The sequence below is a fragment of the Flavobacterium terrigena genome, from assembly GCF_900108955.1.
Taxonomy (GTDB): domain Bacteria; phylum Bacteroidota; class Bacteroidia; order Flavobacteriales; family Flavobacteriaceae; genus Flavobacterium; species Flavobacterium terrigena.
The window spans coordinates 112617-132020 of sequence record NZ_FNYA01000002.1; the positions used below are offsets into that span (position 1 = coordinate 112617).

17 protein-coding genes are annotated in these 19404 nt (G+C 30.3%); 3 read left to right on the top strand and 14 right to left on the bottom strand.

Annotated elements, in window-relative coordinates; genetic code table 11:
• Positions 1–16: 16 nt before the first annotated feature.
• Genes BMX42_RS04065 through BMX42_RS04080 form a run of 4 tightly spaced genes read right to left on the bottom strand, consistent with a single transcriptional unit; the run spans position 17 to position 5183 of the window.
• Positions 17–970 carry an AAA family ATPase gene (locus tag BMX42_RS04065; RefSeq protein ID WP_091309110.1) on the bottom strand — a complete coding sequence of 318 codons (954 nt, stop codon included), beginning with the start codon at positions 968–970 and terminating at the stop codon, positions 17–19.
• 47 nt (positions 971–1017) lie between these two features.
• Positions 1018–2400 carry a peptidylprolyl isomerase gene (locus BMX42_RS04070; protein ID WP_245748235.1) on the bottom strand — a complete coding sequence of 461 codons (1383 nt, stop codon included), beginning with the start codon at positions 2398–2400 and terminating at the stop codon, positions 1018–1020.
• Positions 2360–3208, bottom strand: a complete 849-nt coding sequence (locus BMX42_RS04075) for a hypothetical protein (RefSeq protein ID WP_091309117.1) — start codon at positions 3206–3208, stop codon at positions 2360–2362. Before BMX42_RS04075 ends, BMX42_RS04070 begins: the two co-directional genes overlap by 41 nt.
• 7 nt (positions 3209–3215) lie before the next feature.
• On the bottom strand, positions 3216–5183 hold the full coding sequence (locus tag BMX42_RS04080) for a peptidylprolyl isomerase (RefSeq protein WP_091309120.1): 1968 nt from the start codon (positions 5181–5183) through the stop codon (positions 3216–3218).
• 216 nt (positions 5184–5399) lie between these two features.
• On the opposite strand from BMX42_RS04080, the gene BMX42_RS14460 reads away from it, so the two are divergent.
• Both BMX42_RS14460 and BMX42_RS04085 read left to right on the top strand, forming a co-directional pair.
• The gene (locus BMX42_RS14460; protein WP_143055603.1) at positions 5400–5603 is read left to right on the top strand and encodes a hypothetical protein; all 204 of its coding nucleotides are present in this window, start codon (positions 5400–5402) and stop codon (positions 5601–5603) included.
• Between the two features lie 172 nt (positions 5604–5775).
• On the top strand, positions 5776–6468 hold the full coding sequence (locus BMX42_RS04085; RefSeq protein WP_091309124.1) for a hypothetical protein: 693 nt from the start codon (positions 5776–5778) through the stop codon (positions 6466–6468).
• Positions 6469–6521: 53 nt separating this feature from the next.
• On the opposite strand, the gene BMX42_RS04090 is transcribed toward BMX42_RS04085, so the two are convergent.
• The 10 genes from BMX42_RS04090 to argS all read right to left on the bottom strand — a co-directional run bounded on the left by BMX42_RS04090 (position 6522) and on the right by argS (position 16792).
• On the bottom strand, positions 6522–7397 hold the full coding sequence (locus BMX42_RS04090; protein WP_091309127.1) for a bifunctional 5,10-methylenetetrahydrofolate dehydrogenase/5,10-methenyltetrahydrofolate cyclohydrolase: 876 nt from the start codon (positions 7395–7397) through the stop codon (positions 6522–6524).
• A gap of 67 nt (positions 7398–7464) precedes the next feature.
• Entirely contained in the window at positions 7465–8817 is a 1353-nt protein-coding gene (gene ffh / locus BMX42_RS04095; protein ID WP_091309130.1) for a signal recognition particle protein, read from the bottom strand.
• A 119-nt stretch (positions 8818–8936) separates the two neighbouring features.
• Positions 8937–9119, bottom strand: a complete 183-nt coding sequence (locus BMX42_RS04100; protein WP_091310874.1) for a hypothetical protein — start codon at positions 9117–9119, stop codon at positions 8937–8939.
• 85 nt (positions 9120–9204) lie between these two features.
• Positions 9205–9675 (bottom strand): hypothetical protein, encoded by a 471-nt coding sequence (locus BMX42_RS04105; protein WP_091309133.1) that lies wholly within the window; start codon positions 9673–9675, stop codon positions 9205–9207.
• A 111-nt stretch (positions 9676–9786) separates the two neighbouring features.
• Positions 9787–10089: a thioredoxin gene (gene trxA, locus BMX42_RS04110; protein ID WP_091309137.1), complete on the bottom strand. Its 303-nt coding sequence runs from the start codon at positions 10087–10089 to the stop codon at positions 9787–9789.
• Entirely contained in the window at positions 10082–10288 is a 207-nt protein-coding gene (locus BMX42_RS04115; RefSeq protein ID WP_245748237.1) for a hypothetical protein, read from the bottom strand. The genes trxA and BMX42_RS04115 overlap by 8 nt, the downstream gene beginning before the upstream one ends.
• A 60-nt stretch (positions 10289–10348) precedes the next feature.
• Positions 10349–12022: an MBOAT family O-acyltransferase gene (locus tag BMX42_RS04120; RefSeq protein WP_091309145.1), complete on the bottom strand. Its 1674-nt coding sequence runs from the start codon at positions 12020–12022 to the stop codon at positions 10349–10351.
• Positions 12023–12028: 6 nt separating this feature from the next.
• Positions 12029–13462, bottom strand: a complete 1434-nt coding sequence (locus tag BMX42_RS04125) for a GDSL-type esterase/lipase family protein (RefSeq protein WP_091309149.1) — start codon at positions 13460–13462, stop codon at positions 12029–12031.
• Positions 13455–14912 (bottom strand): SGNH/GDSL hydrolase family protein, encoded by a 1458-nt coding sequence (locus BMX42_RS04130; protein WP_091309154.1) that lies wholly within the window; start codon positions 14910–14912, stop codon positions 13455–13457. The genes BMX42_RS04125 and BMX42_RS04130 overlap by 8 nt, the downstream gene beginning before the upstream one ends.
• A gap of 101 nt (positions 14913–15013) precedes the next feature.
• Positions 15014–16792: an arginine--tRNA ligase gene (gene argS / locus BMX42_RS04135; RefSeq protein WP_091309158.1), complete on the bottom strand. Its 1779-nt coding sequence runs from the start codon at positions 16790–16792 to the stop codon at positions 15014–15016.
• A gap of 203 nt (positions 16793–16995) precedes the next feature.
• Between argS and BMX42_RS04140 the strand changes: the two genes are divergently transcribed.
• The gene (locus BMX42_RS04140; protein ID WP_091309162.1) at positions 16996–19392 is read left to right on the top strand and encodes a TonB-dependent receptor; all 2397 of its coding nucleotides are present in this window, start codon (positions 16996–16998) and stop codon (positions 19390–19392) included.
• Positions 19393–19404: the final 12 nt, after the last annotated feature.

A 19404-nucleotide genomic window follows, 5' to 3' on the forward strand; every position in this document is an offset into this window, starting at 1 on the left:
TTTGATTTTAAATCAATTAAAATAATTTTCTAATGATGTCTTCTTCAGAAATTCCTTCCGCATCCGCTTTGTAGTTTTTTACAATTCTGTGACGTAAAATTCCGAAGGCAACTGCTTGAACATCTTCAATATCTGGAGAGAATTTTCCATTAATAGCCGCATTAGTTTTTGCAGCTAAAATTAAACTTTGCGAAGCACGTGGACCAGCACCCCAATCTAAATAATTTTTAACAAAATCAGTTGCTAACGGATTATTTGGACGTGTTTTAGAAACCAAAGTCACGGCATATTCAATTACGTTATCGGTAACTGGAATTTTTCTTATTAGATTTTGATATTCAATAATTTCTTCAGCAGAAAATAATGGATTAATTGTAACTTTTATATCTGAAGTTGTCGCTTTAACCACTTGAACTTCTTCTTCAAATGAAGGATAATCTAAATTTATCGCAAACATAAAACGGTCTAATTGTGCTTCTGGTAACGGATATGTTCCTTCTTGCTCAATAGGGTTTTGAGTCGCTAATACAAAAAATGGTAAATCTAATTTAAAAGTTTGCCCGGCAACAGTAACCGATTTTTCTTGCATGGCTTCTAATAAAGCCGCTTGGGTTTTTGGTGGCGTTCTGTTGATCTCATCTGCCAAAATAATATTTGAAAAAATAGGTCCTTTTATGAATTTAAAACTTCTATTTTCATCTAAAATTTCACTTCCTAAAATATCAGAAGGCATTAAATCTGGTGTAAACTGAATACGTTTAAAGTTTAAACCTAATGCTTCCGAAATAGTATTAACCATTAAGGTTTTTGCTAAACCAGGCACACCAACTAAAAGTGCGTGTCCGCCAGAAAAAATACTTAAAACAATTTGATTAACTACTTCATCTTGACCTACAATAACTTTAGCAATTTCTTGTTTCAATTGCTTTTGTTTTTGTACTAATTTTTCAATTGCTGCTACGTCTGACATATTTTAAGGTAAAGGGTTAAAGGTATAAGGTAAAATTTTAATCTAAACTATTTTTTTAACCAATTGCTTTCGAAAGCACAATCTTTATATTCATTGTTAACTTTAATATAGTTTTTTTCTATATTTTCAGTTCTCCATTTTATAACTTCATTAAATTGCTTATCTGAAAGTGCCAATTCTTTAATTTTCATATAGTCAGTACCATAATCTGCTTTATGTTCTTCCGTTTTCTTATTTACTTTAAGAATTTTAAAGAATTTTGCTCCTTTTCTTTCTTGATCTAAAAACACTTTAGAAACCTCACCTTGCTTCAAATCTTTAACTTGATTGTATAAAGCTGGATCTAATTTTGAAATTTCGAAAAGTGGTTCAGATGTACGAGGATTTAATAAAAGTCCACCATTTGTTTTAGTATCTTTATCATCAGATGATGCTTTTGCTGCATCTTCGAAAGTAATTTCTCCTTTTTCAATTTTTGCTTTAATATTTTCAATTTCTTCTAACGCATCACTTGTTGCTTTTGAGCTCACTTTAGGACTCATTACAATATGACGTAATTCAATTTCTTGACCAATAATTTTCTCTACGAAGATAATGTGATATCCAAATTCAGTTTCAAAAGGTTCAGAAATTTCACCTTCATTTAAACGGAAAGCGACATCTTTAAATTCTTTTACGAACTGTGTTTTTTTATTAATTTTATAATATCCACCACTCGAAATAGACGCTTCATCTTCAGAATAAATTACAGCTTTGCTATAAAAACTTGCACCATTATTAAGAACATCGTTTCTTATTTCGTTCAATTTATCAATTACTTTTTGTTTGTCTTCTTTAGTAACAACAGGTTTTACAACAATTTGAGATAATTCAATTTCTGCTCCAATTATAGGAACCTGATCTGCTGGAATTTTATTAAAAAACTGTTTCACTTCATCAGGAGTAACTGTAATATCATCAACAATTTTACGTTGCATTTGTTGCGTTAACTTGTTCATTTTGATGATTTCGAAAAAATAACTTCTAAAATCTTCTTCGTCTTTTTTCTTGTAGTATTCAAACAATTTTTCTTTTGAACCAATTTGCTCAACCATTGTGTTCATTTGATTATCCATAAAAGTATTAATCTCTTCGTCTGTAACCACAATACTATCTTGAATAGCTTGATGAGCGTATAATTTGTCCTCTAATTGCTTTCCTAATAATTCGCAACGTGTAATTTTCTCAACATCTATACCTTGAGATTTTAATTCTAAATACATTAAATCAATATCAGAATCTAATACGATATAATTACCAACAACAGCTGCAACACCATCTACTTTTTGTTTCTTTTGCGCAAAAGTTACTACCGAAAACAGGAAGAATGCTAATGCTAAAATGCTTGTTTTATTTGAAAATTTCGAAATCATTGTCTTTAATGGCGTCATTTGTTATTTCTGTTTGAATTTTATTTATTAAATCTGTTTTTCTTTTATTTAAAATTATTTGTTTGATAGTTGGTGAAATGTATGACAAAGGCACCACATTATTTTTCTGGACCATATCTCTTACCTTTACTAACCAAATTGAGGTAGAATCGGCATATTGATACGATATTCCAACATCAATAAATTTGGCAATATTATCTTGATTTACAAAAGGCAATCTTTCGTATACTTGATCAATATCAACCCAAATACTATCATTAAATGCGTAATCTTTAAACTGAATGGCTAAATTTTTTAAGTCTTTTTTATCTTTTGATTTAAAACTTGAAAACTTTGCGCTTATACTAGCTAATTTATTATTTCCTTTTACTAAGTTGATATATCTCAACTTCACTAACGGGCTATTTGCTTTAAAATTGTTTTTGTTCGTGTTATAATACTTTTCAATTTCTTCCTTGGTGATTGCGGTATCAATTTTCGTAACTACCAATTGTTCCAAATAAGCTTTGGAGTATAAATCCATTTTGTATTGATTTATTAATCCGTCTAGCTCAATTTGTTTGCTTTTGCTAATGTTTTTATTGGCATTATTCATGAGCAATTGTTGCGTTGCCCATCTGTTAATAAAATCTTTTACAATCGCAATACTATCTTTTTTTGGTGTACCTGAAGGAACTAAATTTTCTAGATCCGACGGATACAAATATTGATCGTCTACTCGGGCTATGGCTTCTGCTTTATTGTCATTACTTTCTTTACCACAAGAAAACAATAACAGCAAACTACATATGCTACCGAATATTTTCATTCTAATTTTATTTTAATTGTTCTTTGGTTTTTTCGAAAATATTCTGATTTACTTTTACAGAAAATTCTTTTTTCAAATCGTCAACCCAAGTTGATTCTAGATATTGTTGATAATCGTTAATTACTCTGCTCTTACATTCTTCGAAAGATTTAGTTTCTGCAGATTTCATTTTTTTAACATTTACAACAAAACTATAATTCGCGTCTTTATATGTATTATTAGCTCCTTGAGTAATTGTTGACATTTTATCTAAAATATCATAATTTTTTTCAAACAAACCAGATTTTACCATAATGGCAACTTTGTCATTTTTGTTGAATTTAGCTTTGATATCTTCAATTGATTTTCCTTTTAAAAGCATTTTTTGAGCTCCTTCAATAACTTTTCCATCTGTTGAAGATAAAATATCTACATCATATCTTTCTTTCCAGCTATATTTTGATTTGTTTGAATCGTAATATTTTTGCAATCCGATAGTATCATTTTTAGATTTGTTCCAAATTTCCTTTTCCATTAAATCGAACAACAGCAAACCATCTCTGTATTCATCCATAACGTTTTTAAATTCTGGAAATTCGTTTTCTAAATTGTCATTATAAAAAGCAATTAATTCTTCACCTTTCCAAGATTCATATAATTCTGCAACTAACTTTTTAACCGGTTTTGTTGTTAATTTATTTTTTTGTTGTGAGTAAATATAATTTACAAAAGAAGGTGTTCCAATTTTTTTAGTTTTATTAATTGTAGCAACATCACCTTTTATAACATCTTTATTTTTAGGAAGTTCCCAAGTTTGGCTATAAATCTCATCCGTTACAATTTTTTCAACGTTTTGATATTGAGCTTTGTTTGTTTCAAATGTATATTTTGCTTTTAACTTACTTGCTAAAGTATTTGTAATAATAATAGAACGTTCGTCTCTTTTGATTTTAGCTTCTAAATCAACTTTAGATTCTGCTAATGTTTTTATTGGATGATTTTCAATTAATTTCACAATATGCCATCCAAAACCAGATTCAAATGGTTGAGAAATTTCTCCATTTTTACTCAATGAAAAAGCTACTCTTTCAAATTCTTCAGAACTTAATTGACCTGTCCCAAAACGTTGCAAAACACCGCCTTTTACTGCGCTAGATTTATCTTCAGAAAACTGACCTGCTAAAGCTTCGAAATTTTCACCTTGTTGAATTTTTTTATAAATATCATCAATTGTTTGTTTCGCTTTTGCTTTTGCTTCTGCTGTTGCATCAGTTGGATTCAAAATCATAATATGCGCCACTGTAACTTCACCTTTATTGTCTCTAACATCCGTAACTTTGATGATATGATACCCAAAACGTGTTCTTACAGGATTTGAAATTTGACCAATTTTTGTTTTATATGCAGCACATTCAAAAGGATAAACCATTCTAAAAGCAGAAAAATAACCTAAATTCCCTTTGTTATCAGCCACAGATGGATCTTGAGAATTAGCAACTGCTACAGTTTCAAAATTTTCTCCTTTTTCTATTCTTTTCTTTAAATCTAAAGCTTTATTATAAAACGCTAAAGTATCAGCACCTTTAATATTTTCGTCAAATGAGATTAAAATATGTGAAGCTTTCACTTCTTTTAAACTTCTATTATAAGCTTCTTCAACTAATTGATTCGTAACTTTAGAATCGTTTAAATAGGTTTTTGAAAGCTGATTTCTATATGAACTCAACTCATTTTGATATTTAGAATTATTTTGCAGTCCTAATTTATAAGCCTTACTCACTTTTAGTTTGTATCCAATAAACAAATCTAAATATTGATTTAAATCTTTTTGAGAATCGTCTTTTACTAAATCTAAATTTTTTAGATAAATTCTTTTAAACTCATCTGTAAAATACTGATTATCATCAATCGTAAAAAGTACATCTTTAGAATTTTGACCAAATGAATTAAAGCAAAAAGTTAAAAATAATGCTAAAAAAATGTTTTGTATTTTCATCGTTTTTATTAGGTTTTGTTTGCAACAAGCAAAAATATGAAATGATTACAATTAAACAACTAATTGAAGATATATTAACTAAAATTTTAGAAATTGAGCGGCTATATTTTGAAGAAATGTGCATTTTTTTTTAGTTTTTGAAATAAAACTTTCTTTTTTGGTTTTTTTTTATATTTTTGTTATTCTATTAAGAGAACCTCATAATCCAAATATAAAATGAAAAATAACCTACTAAAAGTACACATGACTGTTTTTATAACATTCATGAGTTTCTTAGCAACAGCCCAACCTGTTGACCCACCTGCAGACCCTGACCCAATCCCTGCGCCAATTGACAGCCAAATTATCTGGCTAGTAATTGTAGGAATTGCTTTTGCTTACTACATTATAAACAAAAAGAAAATTGCTTTTTCAAAATAAAAAGTCAAAAGAAAATAAAAAACAACACCCTTAAATAACCTACATTATTTAGGGGTTTTTTATTATAAAAAATTATCATTTAATTTATAGCACTTTATTAATTCTGAAAAAAAAACTATCTTTATAAAATATACAACACATTTGAATTAGGAAGTTAATAAAACATACTTAAATGATTAAAGCTTTTCTAAAAAACAAAGACGTAGTTAAAACCCTAATACTAGTTTACTTCTTAAACTTAGTGTTTTATAGTATTTGTTCTTTTTTAAAATTCACTTCAGCTGAAACTGTTTTTTGGTTTTCCAGAATTCCCTTACTTTTAATTCTCTACTTAATTACTGGAAGAAAAAGCATTATTTACATAACTTCCTTATTATTATACCAAACAGCTTCTATTCTGTTTTCAACTGGAAATCAAGACTTATTTATATACGGTAGCATATCTTCAGTTGGATATAAATTCTTATTATTATTAATTCTGCTACCATTAATTACAAAAGAAAATCGCTTAGCCATAAGTTTAGCTTGCTTACCTTTTTTCGTATTATTTCTTTATATTATTGAATTGGTTTTACACTCGTTAGGCGAATCGTTATTTATTTGGATATTAAATGCGTTAATTACCTCTATTATCGGAGGAATTGCAATTATACACTACATCAACAACTACGATTTGAAAGGTTATTGGTTACTAATTAGTTCTATACTCTTTATCATTCAAATTGGAGCATTTTTCATCAATAAGTTTTATATTAAAAGTGAAGCTATTTACCAGATGGTAATCTTTTTTTATGGTTTATCACATTTTACTTTTTACAAGTTTATGATATTAAAAGAACAAGAAAGATTTAATGTTTCAACTTAAATAAAAAAGTCCCAATTATTTAAAATTGGGACTTTTTATTATAATTCTATTTTTTACTTTTTATTCGCTCTTGCTATTAAAGTGTTTTTTAATAACATCGCAATTGTCATTGGACCAACTCCACCAGGAACCGGCGTAATGTATGATGCTTTTTTAGAAACATTTTCAAAATCTACATCTCCAACAATTTTATATCCTTTTTCAGTTGTATCATCAGCAACACGAGTAATACCCACATCAATAATTACCGCATCATCTTTAATCATTTCTGCTTTTAAGTAATTTGGAACCCCAAGAGCTGAAATAATAATATCTGCTTGTGAAGTAATTTGAGTGATATTTTTAGTATGTGTATGCGTAACAGTTACCGTTGAATTTCCAGGAAAACCTTTTCTTCCCATTAAAATACTCATTGGACGACCCACAATATGACTTCTTCCAATAACAACAGTGTGTTTTCCTTGAGTTTGAACGTTGTATCTTTCTAACAATTCTAAAATTCCGAAAGGTGTAGCTGGAATAAATGTACTCATATCCAACGCCATTTTTCCGAAGTTTTCAGGATGAAATCCATCAACATCTTTTGAAGGATGAATAGCCATAATTACTTCTTGAGTATCAATTTGTGGAGGCAAAGGTAATTGCACAATAAATCCATCAATATTTGAATCTTCGTTAAGTTCCTTAATTTTTTTAAGTAATTCTGTTTCAGAAGTAGTACTTGGCATTTTTATCAAAGTCGATTCGAAGCCTACTCTTTCACATGCCTTTACTTTACTACCAACATAGGTTAAACTCGCCCCATCATTTCCTACAATAATTGCAGCTAAATGTGGTACTTTTTCCCCTTTGGCTTTCATTTTTGCTACTTCAGCAGCAATTTCATTTTTAATGTCTTCCGATACTTTTTTTCCGTCGAGTAGTTGCATTTTCTTTGTATTGTGAGTTGTTGTAATCGTATAAAAAAAGACGCAAATAGTCGCGTCTTTAAATTTTTTATTTCATTCCAGGCATATTTGGCATTCCTTTACCGCCCATCATTTGCATCAATTTTTTTCCGCCACCACCTTGCATCATTTTCATCATTTTGCTCATTTGGTCAAACTGTTTCATCAATTGATTCACTTCTTCAATTTTTCTACCAGCACCTTTAGCAATACGTGTTTTTCTTTTTACATCAATTATAGATGGCTTACTTCTTTCTTTTGGCGTCATCGATTGAATGATTGCTTCAACATGTTTGAAAGCATCATCTTCAATTTCCACATCTTTTAAAGCTTTTCCAGCTCCAGGAATCATTCCGACAAGGTCTTTCATGCTTCCCATTTTTTTAATTTGCTGAATTTGCGCTAAGAAATCATCAAAACCAAATTCGTTTTTAGCGATTTTCTTCTGAATTTTTCTTGCTTCTTCTTCATCATATTGCTCTTGTGCTCTTTCTACTAAAGACACAACATCACCCATTCCTAAAATTCTTTCCGCCATACGAGAAGGATAGAACACATCAATTGCGTCCATTTTTTCTCCAGTACCAATGAATTTTATAGGTTTATTTACAACAGATTTAATAGAAATTGCTGCTCCACCACGAGTATCTCCATCTAATTTAGTTAAGATAACTCCGTCGAAGTTTAACCTATCATTGAAGGCTTTTGCTGTATTTACAGCATCTTGACCTGTCATGGCATCCACAACAAATAAAGTTTCGTGTGGTGTAATAGCTTTATGAACGTTTGCAATTTCGTTCATCATTTCTTCATCAACAGCTAAACGACCAGCAGTATCAATAATTACAACATTGAAACCGTTTGCTTTTGCGTGCTTAATTGCATTTTCAGCGATAGAAACCGCATTTTTATTTTCTGGCTCAGAATAAACTTCTACACCAATTTGATCTCCAACAACATGCAATTGATTAATTGCCGCAGGACGATAAATATCACAAGCAACCAATAAAGGTTTTTTGTTTTTCTTAGTTTTTAAAAAGTTGGCTAATTTACCAGAAAAGGTAGTTTTACCAGAACCTTGTAAACCTGACATCAAAATCACAGTAGGATTTCCTGATAAATTCACACCAGCAACATCACCACCCATTAATTCAGTCAATTCATCCTTAACTAATTTCACCAATAATTGACCTGGTTGTAATGTAGTTAATACGTTTTCTCCAATTGCTTTATCTTTTACACGAGTCGTAAAATCTTTAGCAATTTTAAAGTTAACATCGGCATCTAACAACGCACGACGCACTTCTTTTAACGTATCGGCAACATTTACATCGGTAATTTTTCCGTGTCCTTTTAGTATATGGAATGCTTTATCTAACTTATCGGTAAGATTATCAAACATAATTATTGAGCTTTTTAATGAAGTGCAAATTTAGTAATTTGATTTTTAAGATATCAAATTATTGAAATAAAAAAAACCGCTTATTTTCATAAACGGTTAAATTTTTAAATAAAAACTTATTATTTTTTTGAACAACAAGATTTTTTAGCTGAAGTTGAGCAAGATTTTGCATCTTTTTTATCAGTACAAGCTTTTTCAGTTTTAGCTTTTTTCTTTTCTTTTTCTTTTTCTTTGAAATCAACTACAGAAGCAGAAGAAACCATAAATGCCATTAAAGCAACGATTGATAATACTTTTTTCATGTTATTTATTTTTAAATTAATGTTATAAATTCGTTTCAAGAATTCAAATATATAAAATTTTAAATACCAAAATGATAAATTTTTCTTAATTTTTTTCGAAAGTAACATAATCAGTTCCTCCTCCTCCACCACTAACGTGAATTAATTGAATCTTTGTTGAATTATAAGAAACTATATTCCAATCTTCGGTTAATTCTGCAAAATTTGCTGGTGTAGAAAAAGCGATATTAAAATCTAAATCGTTACTCGGACTATCATCATTACTATTATCTGAAGTTACTGACCAAGTTCCTAAATAAGTATCGACACCATTTGTTGCAGATAATACACTTCCAGCACCAAATGAAAAATTATATCCTGTAAAATTCGAGGTTTCATTGACACCAGAATCGTTAAATAAAGTAATTCTCCAAGTACCATTATTAACAGTATTTATAACTGGTGTAGGATCTACACTAGCATTTACAACAACATCATCGTCTTCATCTGTACATGATGAAACTACACTTAACAGCAATAAAAACACAAAAGCTGAAATTATTTTGATTTTTTTCATAATTATTTAAGTTTAAAAAACATTATAAAGATAACGAAAAAAACAGAAGAATCATTAGTTTATTAATCAACTAATATTTAACTCATAATACAATACTTGAACGCCTATTCTCTAAACATTGCATTTCTGTTTAACAATACTTACAATTTCATTTTTAGAAACAACCCCAGATTGCCTCCACAACATTTTTCCGTTTTGAAATAACATCATTGTAGGCACACCCTTAACCTGAAATTGAGCAGCAATTTCTTGATTCTTATCTACATCAATTTTGATGATACTTACTGCTTCACCTAGTTCTTCTTTTGCATCTACTAAAATAGGCGCTAAAGCTTGACATGGCCCACACCAAGTTGCAAAAAAGTCAATTAAAACAGGTTTATTTCCATTAATTAATTCTTGAAACTTACTCATCTTCATTTTTTTTAGTAGGTAAATTACAACCTCTTGGTCCACATCCTAAATTAAAAATAGCTTGAAACAAAAAGAATATTCCAAAAGCAATAAAAACCCATTGATTTTGCTCGTAAGCTGTGTAAAAACAAAACAAGGCTATGGCTATTCTGAAATAACGCATAAAATGCCAGTTAGCAAACAACAACTTCTTCATCATGTAAAATATTTAAGTAAATGTAAGAAACTTTAAATAACTATTTGTAACAAAGATTACAAACTAAAACTGAAAATAAATAAAAGGTTGTGGCCCAGCTGATGCTGTTGCATAAACCAACCAGAATATCAATCCTAAAACAATTGCTCTTGTAATTAAAGGCATTGCTTTAAACACATTTTGAATTGCAATGGTAACTTTTTCTGGAATATAATGCCAAAAATAGCCCAAAAACATTAGGATAAATACGTTTTGATAGCCTTGAATAATTGTTAACCATTGATTGAAGTCGAAAGTAACTTTTCCAATATTTTCAATTATTTGCAATGCTGTTGTGAAATCTTTTGCACGGAAGAAAATCCAACAAAAAGCCACAAAATGAAACGTCACAAGAATAGCGAAAAACTTTAAAAATGGCGTCAAAAAGAATATTTTACGTTTTGATTCTGGATAATATTCTAAAAATATTTTATGAACTGCTAAAGCCATTCCGTGTAAAGCTCCCCAAATTATAAATCGTAAACTTGCTCCATGCCATAATCCTCCTAATAACATCGTGGTCATTAAGTTGACATTGGTATACATTGTTTTTTCTTTTTCCTTTGAAAATAAGAACGTAAATGCAAAAATTACAGTTGAAGCAATAGCGATAATTAAAGGAATATTACTCGTTTGAGAATACGAAATTCCCCAAACAATTAATCCGAAGAAAAACAATCCTGGGAATAAAAACCCAGCAATTGTTCCGTAACGGTTTCCTCCAACTGAAATGTATAAGAAATCTTTTAACCAAGTGGATAATGAAATATGCCAACGACGCCAGAAATCGGTAATAGAAGTCGATTTATAAGGAGTTCGGAAATTGGTCGGTAATTTGAAACCTAACAATAATGCCACACCAATTGCCATGTCAGAATATCCCGAAAAATCACAATAAATTTGAATGGTATATCCGTAAGAAGCCATTAAATTTTCGAAAGGTGTGTAACTATTTGGCAAGTCGAAAACACGATCAACGAAGTTTAGTGAAATATAATCGGAAATTACTGTTTTCTTAATTAATCCACCAATAATTAATAGAAATGCGCGATTGATATCGTCTTGCGTTACATTTAATTTCTGGTAAATTTGCGGTAAGAAATCTTTCGCTCTAACGATTGGTCCAGCTACTAATTGTGGGAAAAACGAAACGAAAAACAAATAATCAATAAAACGTTTTGTAGGTTCAATTTCTTTTCGATACACTTCAATAATATAACTGATTGACTGGAATGTATAAAACGAAATTCCAACAGGTAAAATCACATCAAAAAATGACATTTTCCCGCCAGTTAAGTTGTTCGTAATATCAACTAAAAAGTTACTGTATTTGAAATACCCTAAAAATCCTAAATTCAGGATAACACTAAAAGTCAAATATAATTTCTTATTAACAACACTTGATGTTCGATGAACTAAACCAGCTAAATTATAATCGACAACGGCAGAACCTAAAAGTAATAAAAAGTAGATTCCGCTTGATTTGTAATAGAAAAACAACGAAAATAAGATCACATAAACCATTCGTAACGTGTCTGCTTTTCTTAGTAAAATATACCAAAAGTAAAACACCAAAAACAAACCTAAAAATAAGCCCGTATTAAAAAGCAACGGTTCTTTTTCGTTATAAACGAACCATTTTTCAACTACTTCAGGAGTAACTTTTCCGATATTTTTATAAAACCATTCTTGTAACACGCTTCTTTATTTTTCAGATTTATAAAATTCGTAAGATTGAATAAAGGCATCGAAAAACAATTCACCTTGTTTTTCATATCCTGCATTTGAATAATGGACTTTATCTCTAGCCATTAATCCCATTCTCGAATTGATATTTATGTTTTTATTTCCACCAAAAACGTCTAATAAATCCCAAACGGCATAGTTTTCAGTTGGTGCCATTTCAATGATTTTTTCAGCATATTTTTCGATGTAAATGTTTTTATGTTTTCTATGTAAAACAGATGGTGGCGAAGTTGTAACCAAAATTGAAGCTTCTGGACATTTTTGCTTAATTCCGTCAATCATTGTTTTTAAATTTCCGAAATAGGTTGCAATATCTTGTTTATCGAAACTTTCGTTTGTTCCTAAAGAAATCACATATAAATCGGCTTCTAAAGCTGGTAATTGTTCGAAAAATAACGGGAATTTATTGTAATCGTTACTTTTCGCACCGTTAACACCAATAGCACTATAAGTTACTCCAGGTTTTTCATTTTCTAAAATCAAACCATTTAAAGCAAAATCAGAAGCATTTTCATCTCCGATAATTGTTATTTTATCAATTGGTTTTGCTGAAGTGTAATTATTAGAAATTGGTGTGTTTTCTAAAGCAATTGGTTCGTAAACATATTTTACTGTAGAAACCGTTTTGTAAGTTGTAACCGATTTTCCACCAGGAATTTTTAAAATTTTTCCATCGCGAATATTGTCTGATTTCAATCCGTTAGCTGATTTCAACTGTTTTAATGAAATGTTGTATTTATCTGCAATTCCACCTAAAACTTCACCTGGCTTTACTTTATGCGAACTTGTTGCAGGTGTTTTTACCGCAACTTTTTCTTGAGTGGTATAACTCTTTTTAGCAAATGCGACATTGAAAATATTTTCGTTTTTTGGAGAAATGACTTTCAATTTTGTAAAATCGAATTGTGCATCTTTCACCAACATGTCGATATGGAAACTTTTTTGTTTTGGTTCGAAAGAAATTCCGCTTAACCCAACAGGTTTTGAAGCATCAGCATATAAATTTCTTGTAGCAGAAAATCCGCCAGAACCTGTAAAACGTATTGGTGAACTATTATTTGTTCCTGCTAAACTATATGGAAAAGTGAATCCGAAACCCGCATTTCCGAATACTTGTTGCATTCTTCTACGGATTTTTGCCGTGTACAAATCGGCTTGAATATGCGAATCGCCAATATGAACAATTCGTACTTTTCTATCTTGATTTTCTTCTAATAAATACAATTTTTCAAAAACATTAGCTAATGCTTTTTCATTAATAATTACGTTACCAAACGCTTCAAAATTTGCCGTATCAATAGCAACTGAAATACTATCTTCTTCTACTTTTAGTGAATCAGTTTGTGAAAAACCAATTACAGAAAAAAGCAATATATATAAAAACTTATTCATCTAAAGTATCGTTAATTACAGGAACAGTATCACTTACAACCGCTTTTGGTTTCGCTTTTTTCTTAGCCAAAGCTCGTAATCTTTTATATTCTTGATATCCTGTATCTATTTGTTTATAAATTAGTTGTGCGATTTCTTTCGCGCCTCTATGATTAAAATGCGTGTAATCTTTATTCGCTCTAGCAGGAACATTTTCTACCCATTTTACCATAGAGCCATCGCCACCCATTAGCGTATATAAATTTACCAAACCAGCTTCCGATTTCACTGCATAACGTTTTTGCGCCATTACTAAAGGTGAAACAGCCGAATCAGATTTCATTTGCATGTCGTATTTTGTAGATTTATCAGCAGTTGTTATAATTAGAATCGCAGCACCAGGAAAACATTCTTTGGCGTGATTCACAACAGAAGCCATTTTTCTTTCGTACCAAGAATAATTTAACGAACCATAATTTAAAACGTTGGTTCCGAATTGTAGAATGATTAAATCGTAACCTAATTTTTGTTGGAATGCATTCATTAAGTCAACATTCAATGAACCTAAAGGCAAACCAGAATTTCCACGAGATGAAAAATTATCTACATGAATTCCTTTTCCGTTATCAAAATTAAATCCGTAAAACGGAATAGAATCTGCATTAATGAAATTTACTTTTACATTTTTGACATCTCCAGCAACTTGCGTGCTATTTAATGTCGAATTTGGATTCAGTTTTTTATAAACCGTATCTTTCCCGAAGATTTGACGTAAACTTCCTTTTTTGTTTTTGGAACTTCCGTAAAATAAGGTCGGATTATTTAAAGTTGTTGAAAAACGATTTCTTCCTGCTTTATATTTTACCCATGTTGGATTGGTTGTATCACGTGCAAAAAACACCGAACCATTTACACCAAAAGAACGCAATGGACTTTTTGTTTTTAAATACGATTGGGCTTTCCAGTTTGGAGAAAATTCGTGAACAATTGAACCTCGTGAACCAGCAGATTCCGATGTGATATTTACAAAACCAACACCTTCTCCACCGAAAATACTTTGAAATTGTGTACGAACATCCTGAACAATCATATCGCCATCTGTCATAGAATCTCCAAAATAGGCAATACGAGCTTTTCCTTTTTTATTGGTTTCTAATTGGTATAATTTTTCGTAAAACGGAATCAAATATTGATAGCCCTTGTATTGTTCGAATTTTTCGCTAGAAAATTTAATTCCAAGAGGATTCGAAACAAATGAAATGGTTTTGTTTGTTAACGTATCTTCTTCTGAAAGATTTCCTCCTTCGGCAACAGCTTCTAACATTAAACTATCTACCACCACATTTTTACTGTTTGCAGTCGCATCTGGAAATAGTTTTTTTGGTAAAAACGATTTAAATCCAATAAAAGAGACAATTGCAATTAATACAATTAGCCACGATTGAAAGAAATATGATTTGTTTTGGTTCACGTTTATTATTTTATAATTTCAAAATTCGTTAATCAAAATTCATTGTTCAACATTTTTAAACTTGGAACACTCAACTTGGAATTTTGAATGTTGAAATATGATTACATTCTCTCAGGAACGCTAATTCCTAATAATCCGAAAGCGTTTTTAATTACGTTGCTTACCGAATTTGACAATTGCACTCTGAATATTTTTTTATCTAAATTGTCTTCACCTAAAATGGATACATTTTGATAGAATGAATTGAATTCTTTTACTAAATCGTAAGTGTAATTCGCCACTAAAGCTGGACTATGATTTTCCGCCGCACTTTGAATTACTTCAGGGAATAATTGTACTTGTTTGATTAATTCTTTTTCTTTTTCGTGTAATTCAGTAAGTGCTGTTTCATTACTATATTCGAAAGTTGCTTTTCTTAAAATCGATTGAATACGAGCGTAAGTATATTGAATGAATGGCCCAGTATTTCCATTAAAATCTACAGATTCTTCAGGATTGAACATCATTTGTTTCTTCGGATCCACCTTTAACATGTAATATTTTAAAGCTCCTAAACCGATTGTGTTGTATAAACTTGCTTTTTCTTCATCAGAATAACCGTCTAATTTTCCTAAATCTTCAGAAATTTGTTGCGCAGTCGCTGTCATTTCTGCCATTAAATCATCCGCATCTACGACTGTTCCTTCACGAGATTTCATTTTTCCAGTTGGTAATTCTACCATTCCGTATGATAAATGGAATAAATGTTTGGCCCAATCGTAACCTAATTTTTTCAGAATTAAGAATAAAACTTTAAAATGGTAATCTTGTTCGTTTCCAACTGTATAAACCATTCCACCAATATCAGAAAAATCTCTAACACGTTGAATGGCCGTTCCGATATCTTGCGTCATATATACCGAAGTTCCATCTGAACGCAAAACGATTTTTTCATCTAAACCATCAGCAGTTAAATCAATCCAAACCGAACCGTCTTCTTTTCTAAAGAAAACACCACGGCTTAAACCATCTTCCACAACATCTTTTCCTAATAAATACGTATTGCTTTCGTAGTAATAACTATCAAAATCAACACCTAAATTATTGTAAGTCACAGAAAACCCGTCATATACCCATTGGTTCATCGTTTTCCAAAGTTCAATTACTTCTGGTTTTCCATTTTCCCAATCTAAAAGCATTTGTTGTGCTTCTAAAATAAGTGGTGCTTGTTTTTTGGCTTCTTCTTCTGTTTTTCCTTGCGCCATTAAAGCAGCAATTTCAACTTTATATGCTTTATCAAATTCTACATAAAAATTACCAACCAATTTATCACCTTTTAAACCTGTTGAAGCTGGAGTTTGTCCGTTTCCGAATTTCTGCCAAGCCAACATTGATTTACAAATATGAATTCCTCTGTCGTTGATAATTTGCGTTTTGTATACTTTTTTTCCCGAAGCTTTGATGATTTCGGCAACCGAATAACCCAATAAGTTATTTCTAACGTGTCCTAAATGCAACGGTTTATTTGTGTTTGGCGAAGAATATTCCACCATGACTGCCTTTTCACCTTCTGTTGGAGCAACAAAACCGAATTTTTCTATATTTTTTATGCTATTGAAATATTCTAAATAATATTTATCTGAAATTACAAGATTTAAAAACCCTGCAACCACGTTAAATTTAGATACCTCAGCCACATTTTCTACTAAATATTCACCGATTTTTGTTCCTATTTCTACAGGATTTCCTTTAATCTGTTTTACTAATGGAAAAACCACCATAGTGATATCACCTTCAAAATCTTTTTTTGTCGATTGAAATTCAACTCGTTCAATTGAAATTTGAAACAGTTGTTCAACGGCATTTTGTATGGGTGCGTGCAGCATTTCTTGTAAAGACATAATCGTATTTTTAATAGCGTGCAAAGATAGAATTTTTAACGAATTGAAAAGTCGATTTGTAACAAAAATGTACAAATTTTGTCTAACCATAAAAATGCGAATATTATTATGAAATTATTAACAAAGAATAAACAATAGTTAAATAGTTTTGCACCGCTTTTAAAAATCATCAATCATCATTAATAATCAAAAAAAAAAATCTAATGAAATTAAGTAAAATTTTTAGCATTTTATTGCTATTTGTCGCCACAACAATGTTGGCACAAGAAACAAAACCTGGAGTAGTTTCAGGGAAAATTATTGATAAAGCAACAAATGAACCTGTTGGTTTTTCAACGGTAAGTGTTTTAGACGGAAACAAACCAGTTGCTGGAGTTTCAACTAAAGAAGATGGAAGTTTTGAAATTAAAAACTTAGAATTAAAAAACTTAACTTTAAAAGTAAATTTCATTGGATATGTTGATGCTTCAAGAACTATCAATTTATCTGAAGAAAATAAAGAAATAAATTTAGGAAATATTACTTTAGAAACCGATTCAAAGATGATTGAAACTGTTTCTATTGTTAAAGAACGTTCTACAATTGAACAAAAAGCAGACAGAAAAGTAATTACAGTTGGAAAAGACTTAATTGCTTCTGGAACAACAGCTTCTGAAATTTTCAATAACATTCCAACAGTAAGTATTGATCCACAAACTAAAGAATTAAGCTTACGTGGAAATAGTAATGTTAGGGTTTTAATTGATGGAAAACCTACAAATATTGATGCTGGTCAATTATTACAACAAATTCCTTCAGCTTCAATTAAGCAAGTTGAATTAATTACAAATCCTTCTTCAAAATACAATCCAGAAGGAAATAGTGGAATTATCAATATCATTTTGAATAAAAACACGCAAACAGGTTTTAACGGAAGCATTACTTCAGGTGTAACTTTTGGTGTAACTCCAAAAACAAATCAATCCTTAAACTTAAATTATAAAGTTGGTAAAGTAAATTTCTATACTACTTATGGCTTCAATCATGGAAAAAATAGCAATTTTGGATTTGTTCATAGTGAAAGAGTAGGTTATGAAAACGATCAAGATTTTACTTTTTCAAATGTAAACACCTCACATTTAGTGAAATTAGGTGCTGATTATTATATCAATGACAACAATACTTTGTCTTTTTTCACCAATTTAAATTTCTTTGATGGAAAAGGAAAATCGAGAACGTCTTCTGATTATTTAAGTATGCCGGACGCTATTCAGGAAAACTGGAACAATAGCGGAAATACGACTAAAACGTATGATTTAGCATTTAAACATAATTTTGAGAAAAAAGGTGAAACTATTGATTTCCAAGTAAATCATTCTATTACAGATAGTGAAGATTTATCTCATTTTGTAAACAATGGAAATTACAGTTTGAATGATATTAATGGAAAATCAAGTTATTCTCAATTTAATATTGATTATGTAAATCCACTTTCAGAAAAAGCAAAATTAGAAATTGGTTACGAAAGTAGAATTCAAGCTGGGCAAAACAAATTTTACGACATTCAAACGACTGAAAACACAACAAATAGTTTTGATTACAACAGAAACATTCACGCTATTTATACCAATTACAGCAAAACTTTTGGGAAATTTAGTGCTCAAGTTGGAGCAAGAGCCGAATTATATAACTTATATGCGCATCCTTTAAAAGACTCAACTGATCCTGCAGAAAACTCAAATATTGTAATTGAAGATGAAATTTTCACTGTTTATCCTTCTACTTATTTGTCTTATAAAATGGATGACAACAACACTTTCAACGTAAACTATACAAGACGTGTTGACAGACCAAGTAACGGACAAATTAATCCAATTAGAGAATGGAGAACTGTAAACATGGAATCTAGAGGAAATCCAGCTTTAGAACCACAATTCACCAACTCATTTGAGTTAAATTACACAAGAACTATGAAAATTGGTTCAATAACTTCTGCAGTATTTTACAGATTAATTAATGCAGAAATTACAAGAGTTATTTTTACAGATCCTAACGATACTAACTTTAACATTATGTCTTTTGCTAATTTCAAAGACAACAATCAATTAGGTGCAGAAGTTAATGCGAATTTAAAATTAACAAAATGGTGGTCAACAAATACTAGTGCTGATGTTTATTTCAAAACAGTAAGAGGAACAGTTTCAAACCTAGACACCGGAGTTATGGAAAATGGAGAAGTTGACGTTGCTACTTTCAATGCTAGAATGAACAATACTTTTACAGCTAGTAAAAACTTGAAATTCAATTTATTTGGAATGTACAGAGGAAGAGATTTGGGACTTCAATTTGAAAGAAAAGCGATGTACAAAATGGATTTAGGTGCAAATTACTCTATTTTAAAAGGAAAAGGAACACTTTCTGCTCGTTTAAATGATGTTTTCAATACAATGCATTTTGGATTTGACGGAAGTATTCCTTACAAAAGTTATGGAGAATTCCACTGGGAAAGTAGAACGTTCTACTTAGGATTAAACTACAACTTTGGTGGTGGTAAAAACCGTGAATTACAAAGAAAACAAAGAGATAAACAAGAAACTCAAAATAGTGGTGGAATGTTTTAATCAAACATCAAA

Bases quoted from the DNA above. Each gene is read 5' to 3' on its own strand.
- BMX42_RS04100 (WP_091310874.1), bottom strand. From the start codon at position 9,119: ATGAAAAAAGTATTATCAATCGTTGCTTTAATGGCATTTATGGTTTCT.
- BMX42_RS04085 (WP_091309124.1), top strand. From the start codon at position 5,776: ATGATTAAAGCTTTTCTAAAAAACAAAGACGTAGTTAAAACCCTAATA.
- trxA (WP_091309137.1), bottom strand. From the start codon at position 10,089: ATGAGTAAGTTTCAAGAATTAATTAATGGAAATAAACCTGTTTTAATT.
- BMX42_RS04090 (WP_091309127.1), bottom strand. From the start codon at position 7,397: ATGCAACTACTCGACGGAAAAAAAGTATCGGAAGACATTAAAAATGAA.
- BMX42_RS04140 (WP_091309162.1), top strand. From the start codon at position 16,996: ATGAAATTAAGTAAAATTTTTAGCATTTTATTGCTATTTGTCGCCACA.
- BMX42_RS04105 (WP_091309133.1), bottom strand. From the start codon at position 9,675: ATGAAAAAAATCAAAATAATTTCAGCTTTTGTGTTTTTATTGCTGTTA.
- BMX42_RS04070 (WP_245748235.1), bottom strand. From the start codon at position 2,400: ATGACGCCATTAAAGACAATGATTTCGAAATTTTCAAATAAAACAAGC.
- BMX42_RS04080 (WP_091309120.1), bottom strand. From the start codon at position 5,183: ATGAAAATACAAAACATTTTTTTAGCATTATTTTTAACTTTTTGCTTT.
- BMX42_RS04065 (WP_091309110.1), bottom strand. From the start codon at position 970: ATGTCAGACGTAGCAGCAATTGAAAAATTAGTACAAAAACAAAAGCAA.
- BMX42_RS04125 (WP_091309149.1), bottom strand. From the start codon at position 13,462: ATGAATAAGTTTTTATATATATTGCTTTTTTCTGTAATTGGTTTTTCA.
- argS (WP_091309158.1), bottom strand. From the start codon at position 16,792: ATGTCTTTACAAGAAATGCTGCACGCACCCATACAAAATGCCGTTGAA.
- BMX42_RS04075 (WP_091309117.1), bottom strand. From the start codon at position 3,208: ATGAAAATATTCGGTAGCATATGTAGTTTGCTGTTATTGTTTTCTTGT.
- BMX42_RS14460 (WP_143055603.1), top strand. From the start codon at position 5,400: ATGAAAAATAACCTACTAAAAGTACACATGACTGTTTTTATAACATTC.
- BMX42_RS04115 (WP_245748237.1), bottom strand. From the start codon at position 10,288: ATGATGAAGAAGTTGTTGTTTGCTAACTGGCATTTTATGCGTTATTTC.
- ffh (WP_091309130.1), bottom strand. From the start codon at position 8,817: ATGTTTGATAATCTTACCGATAAGTTAGATAAAGCATTCCATATACTA.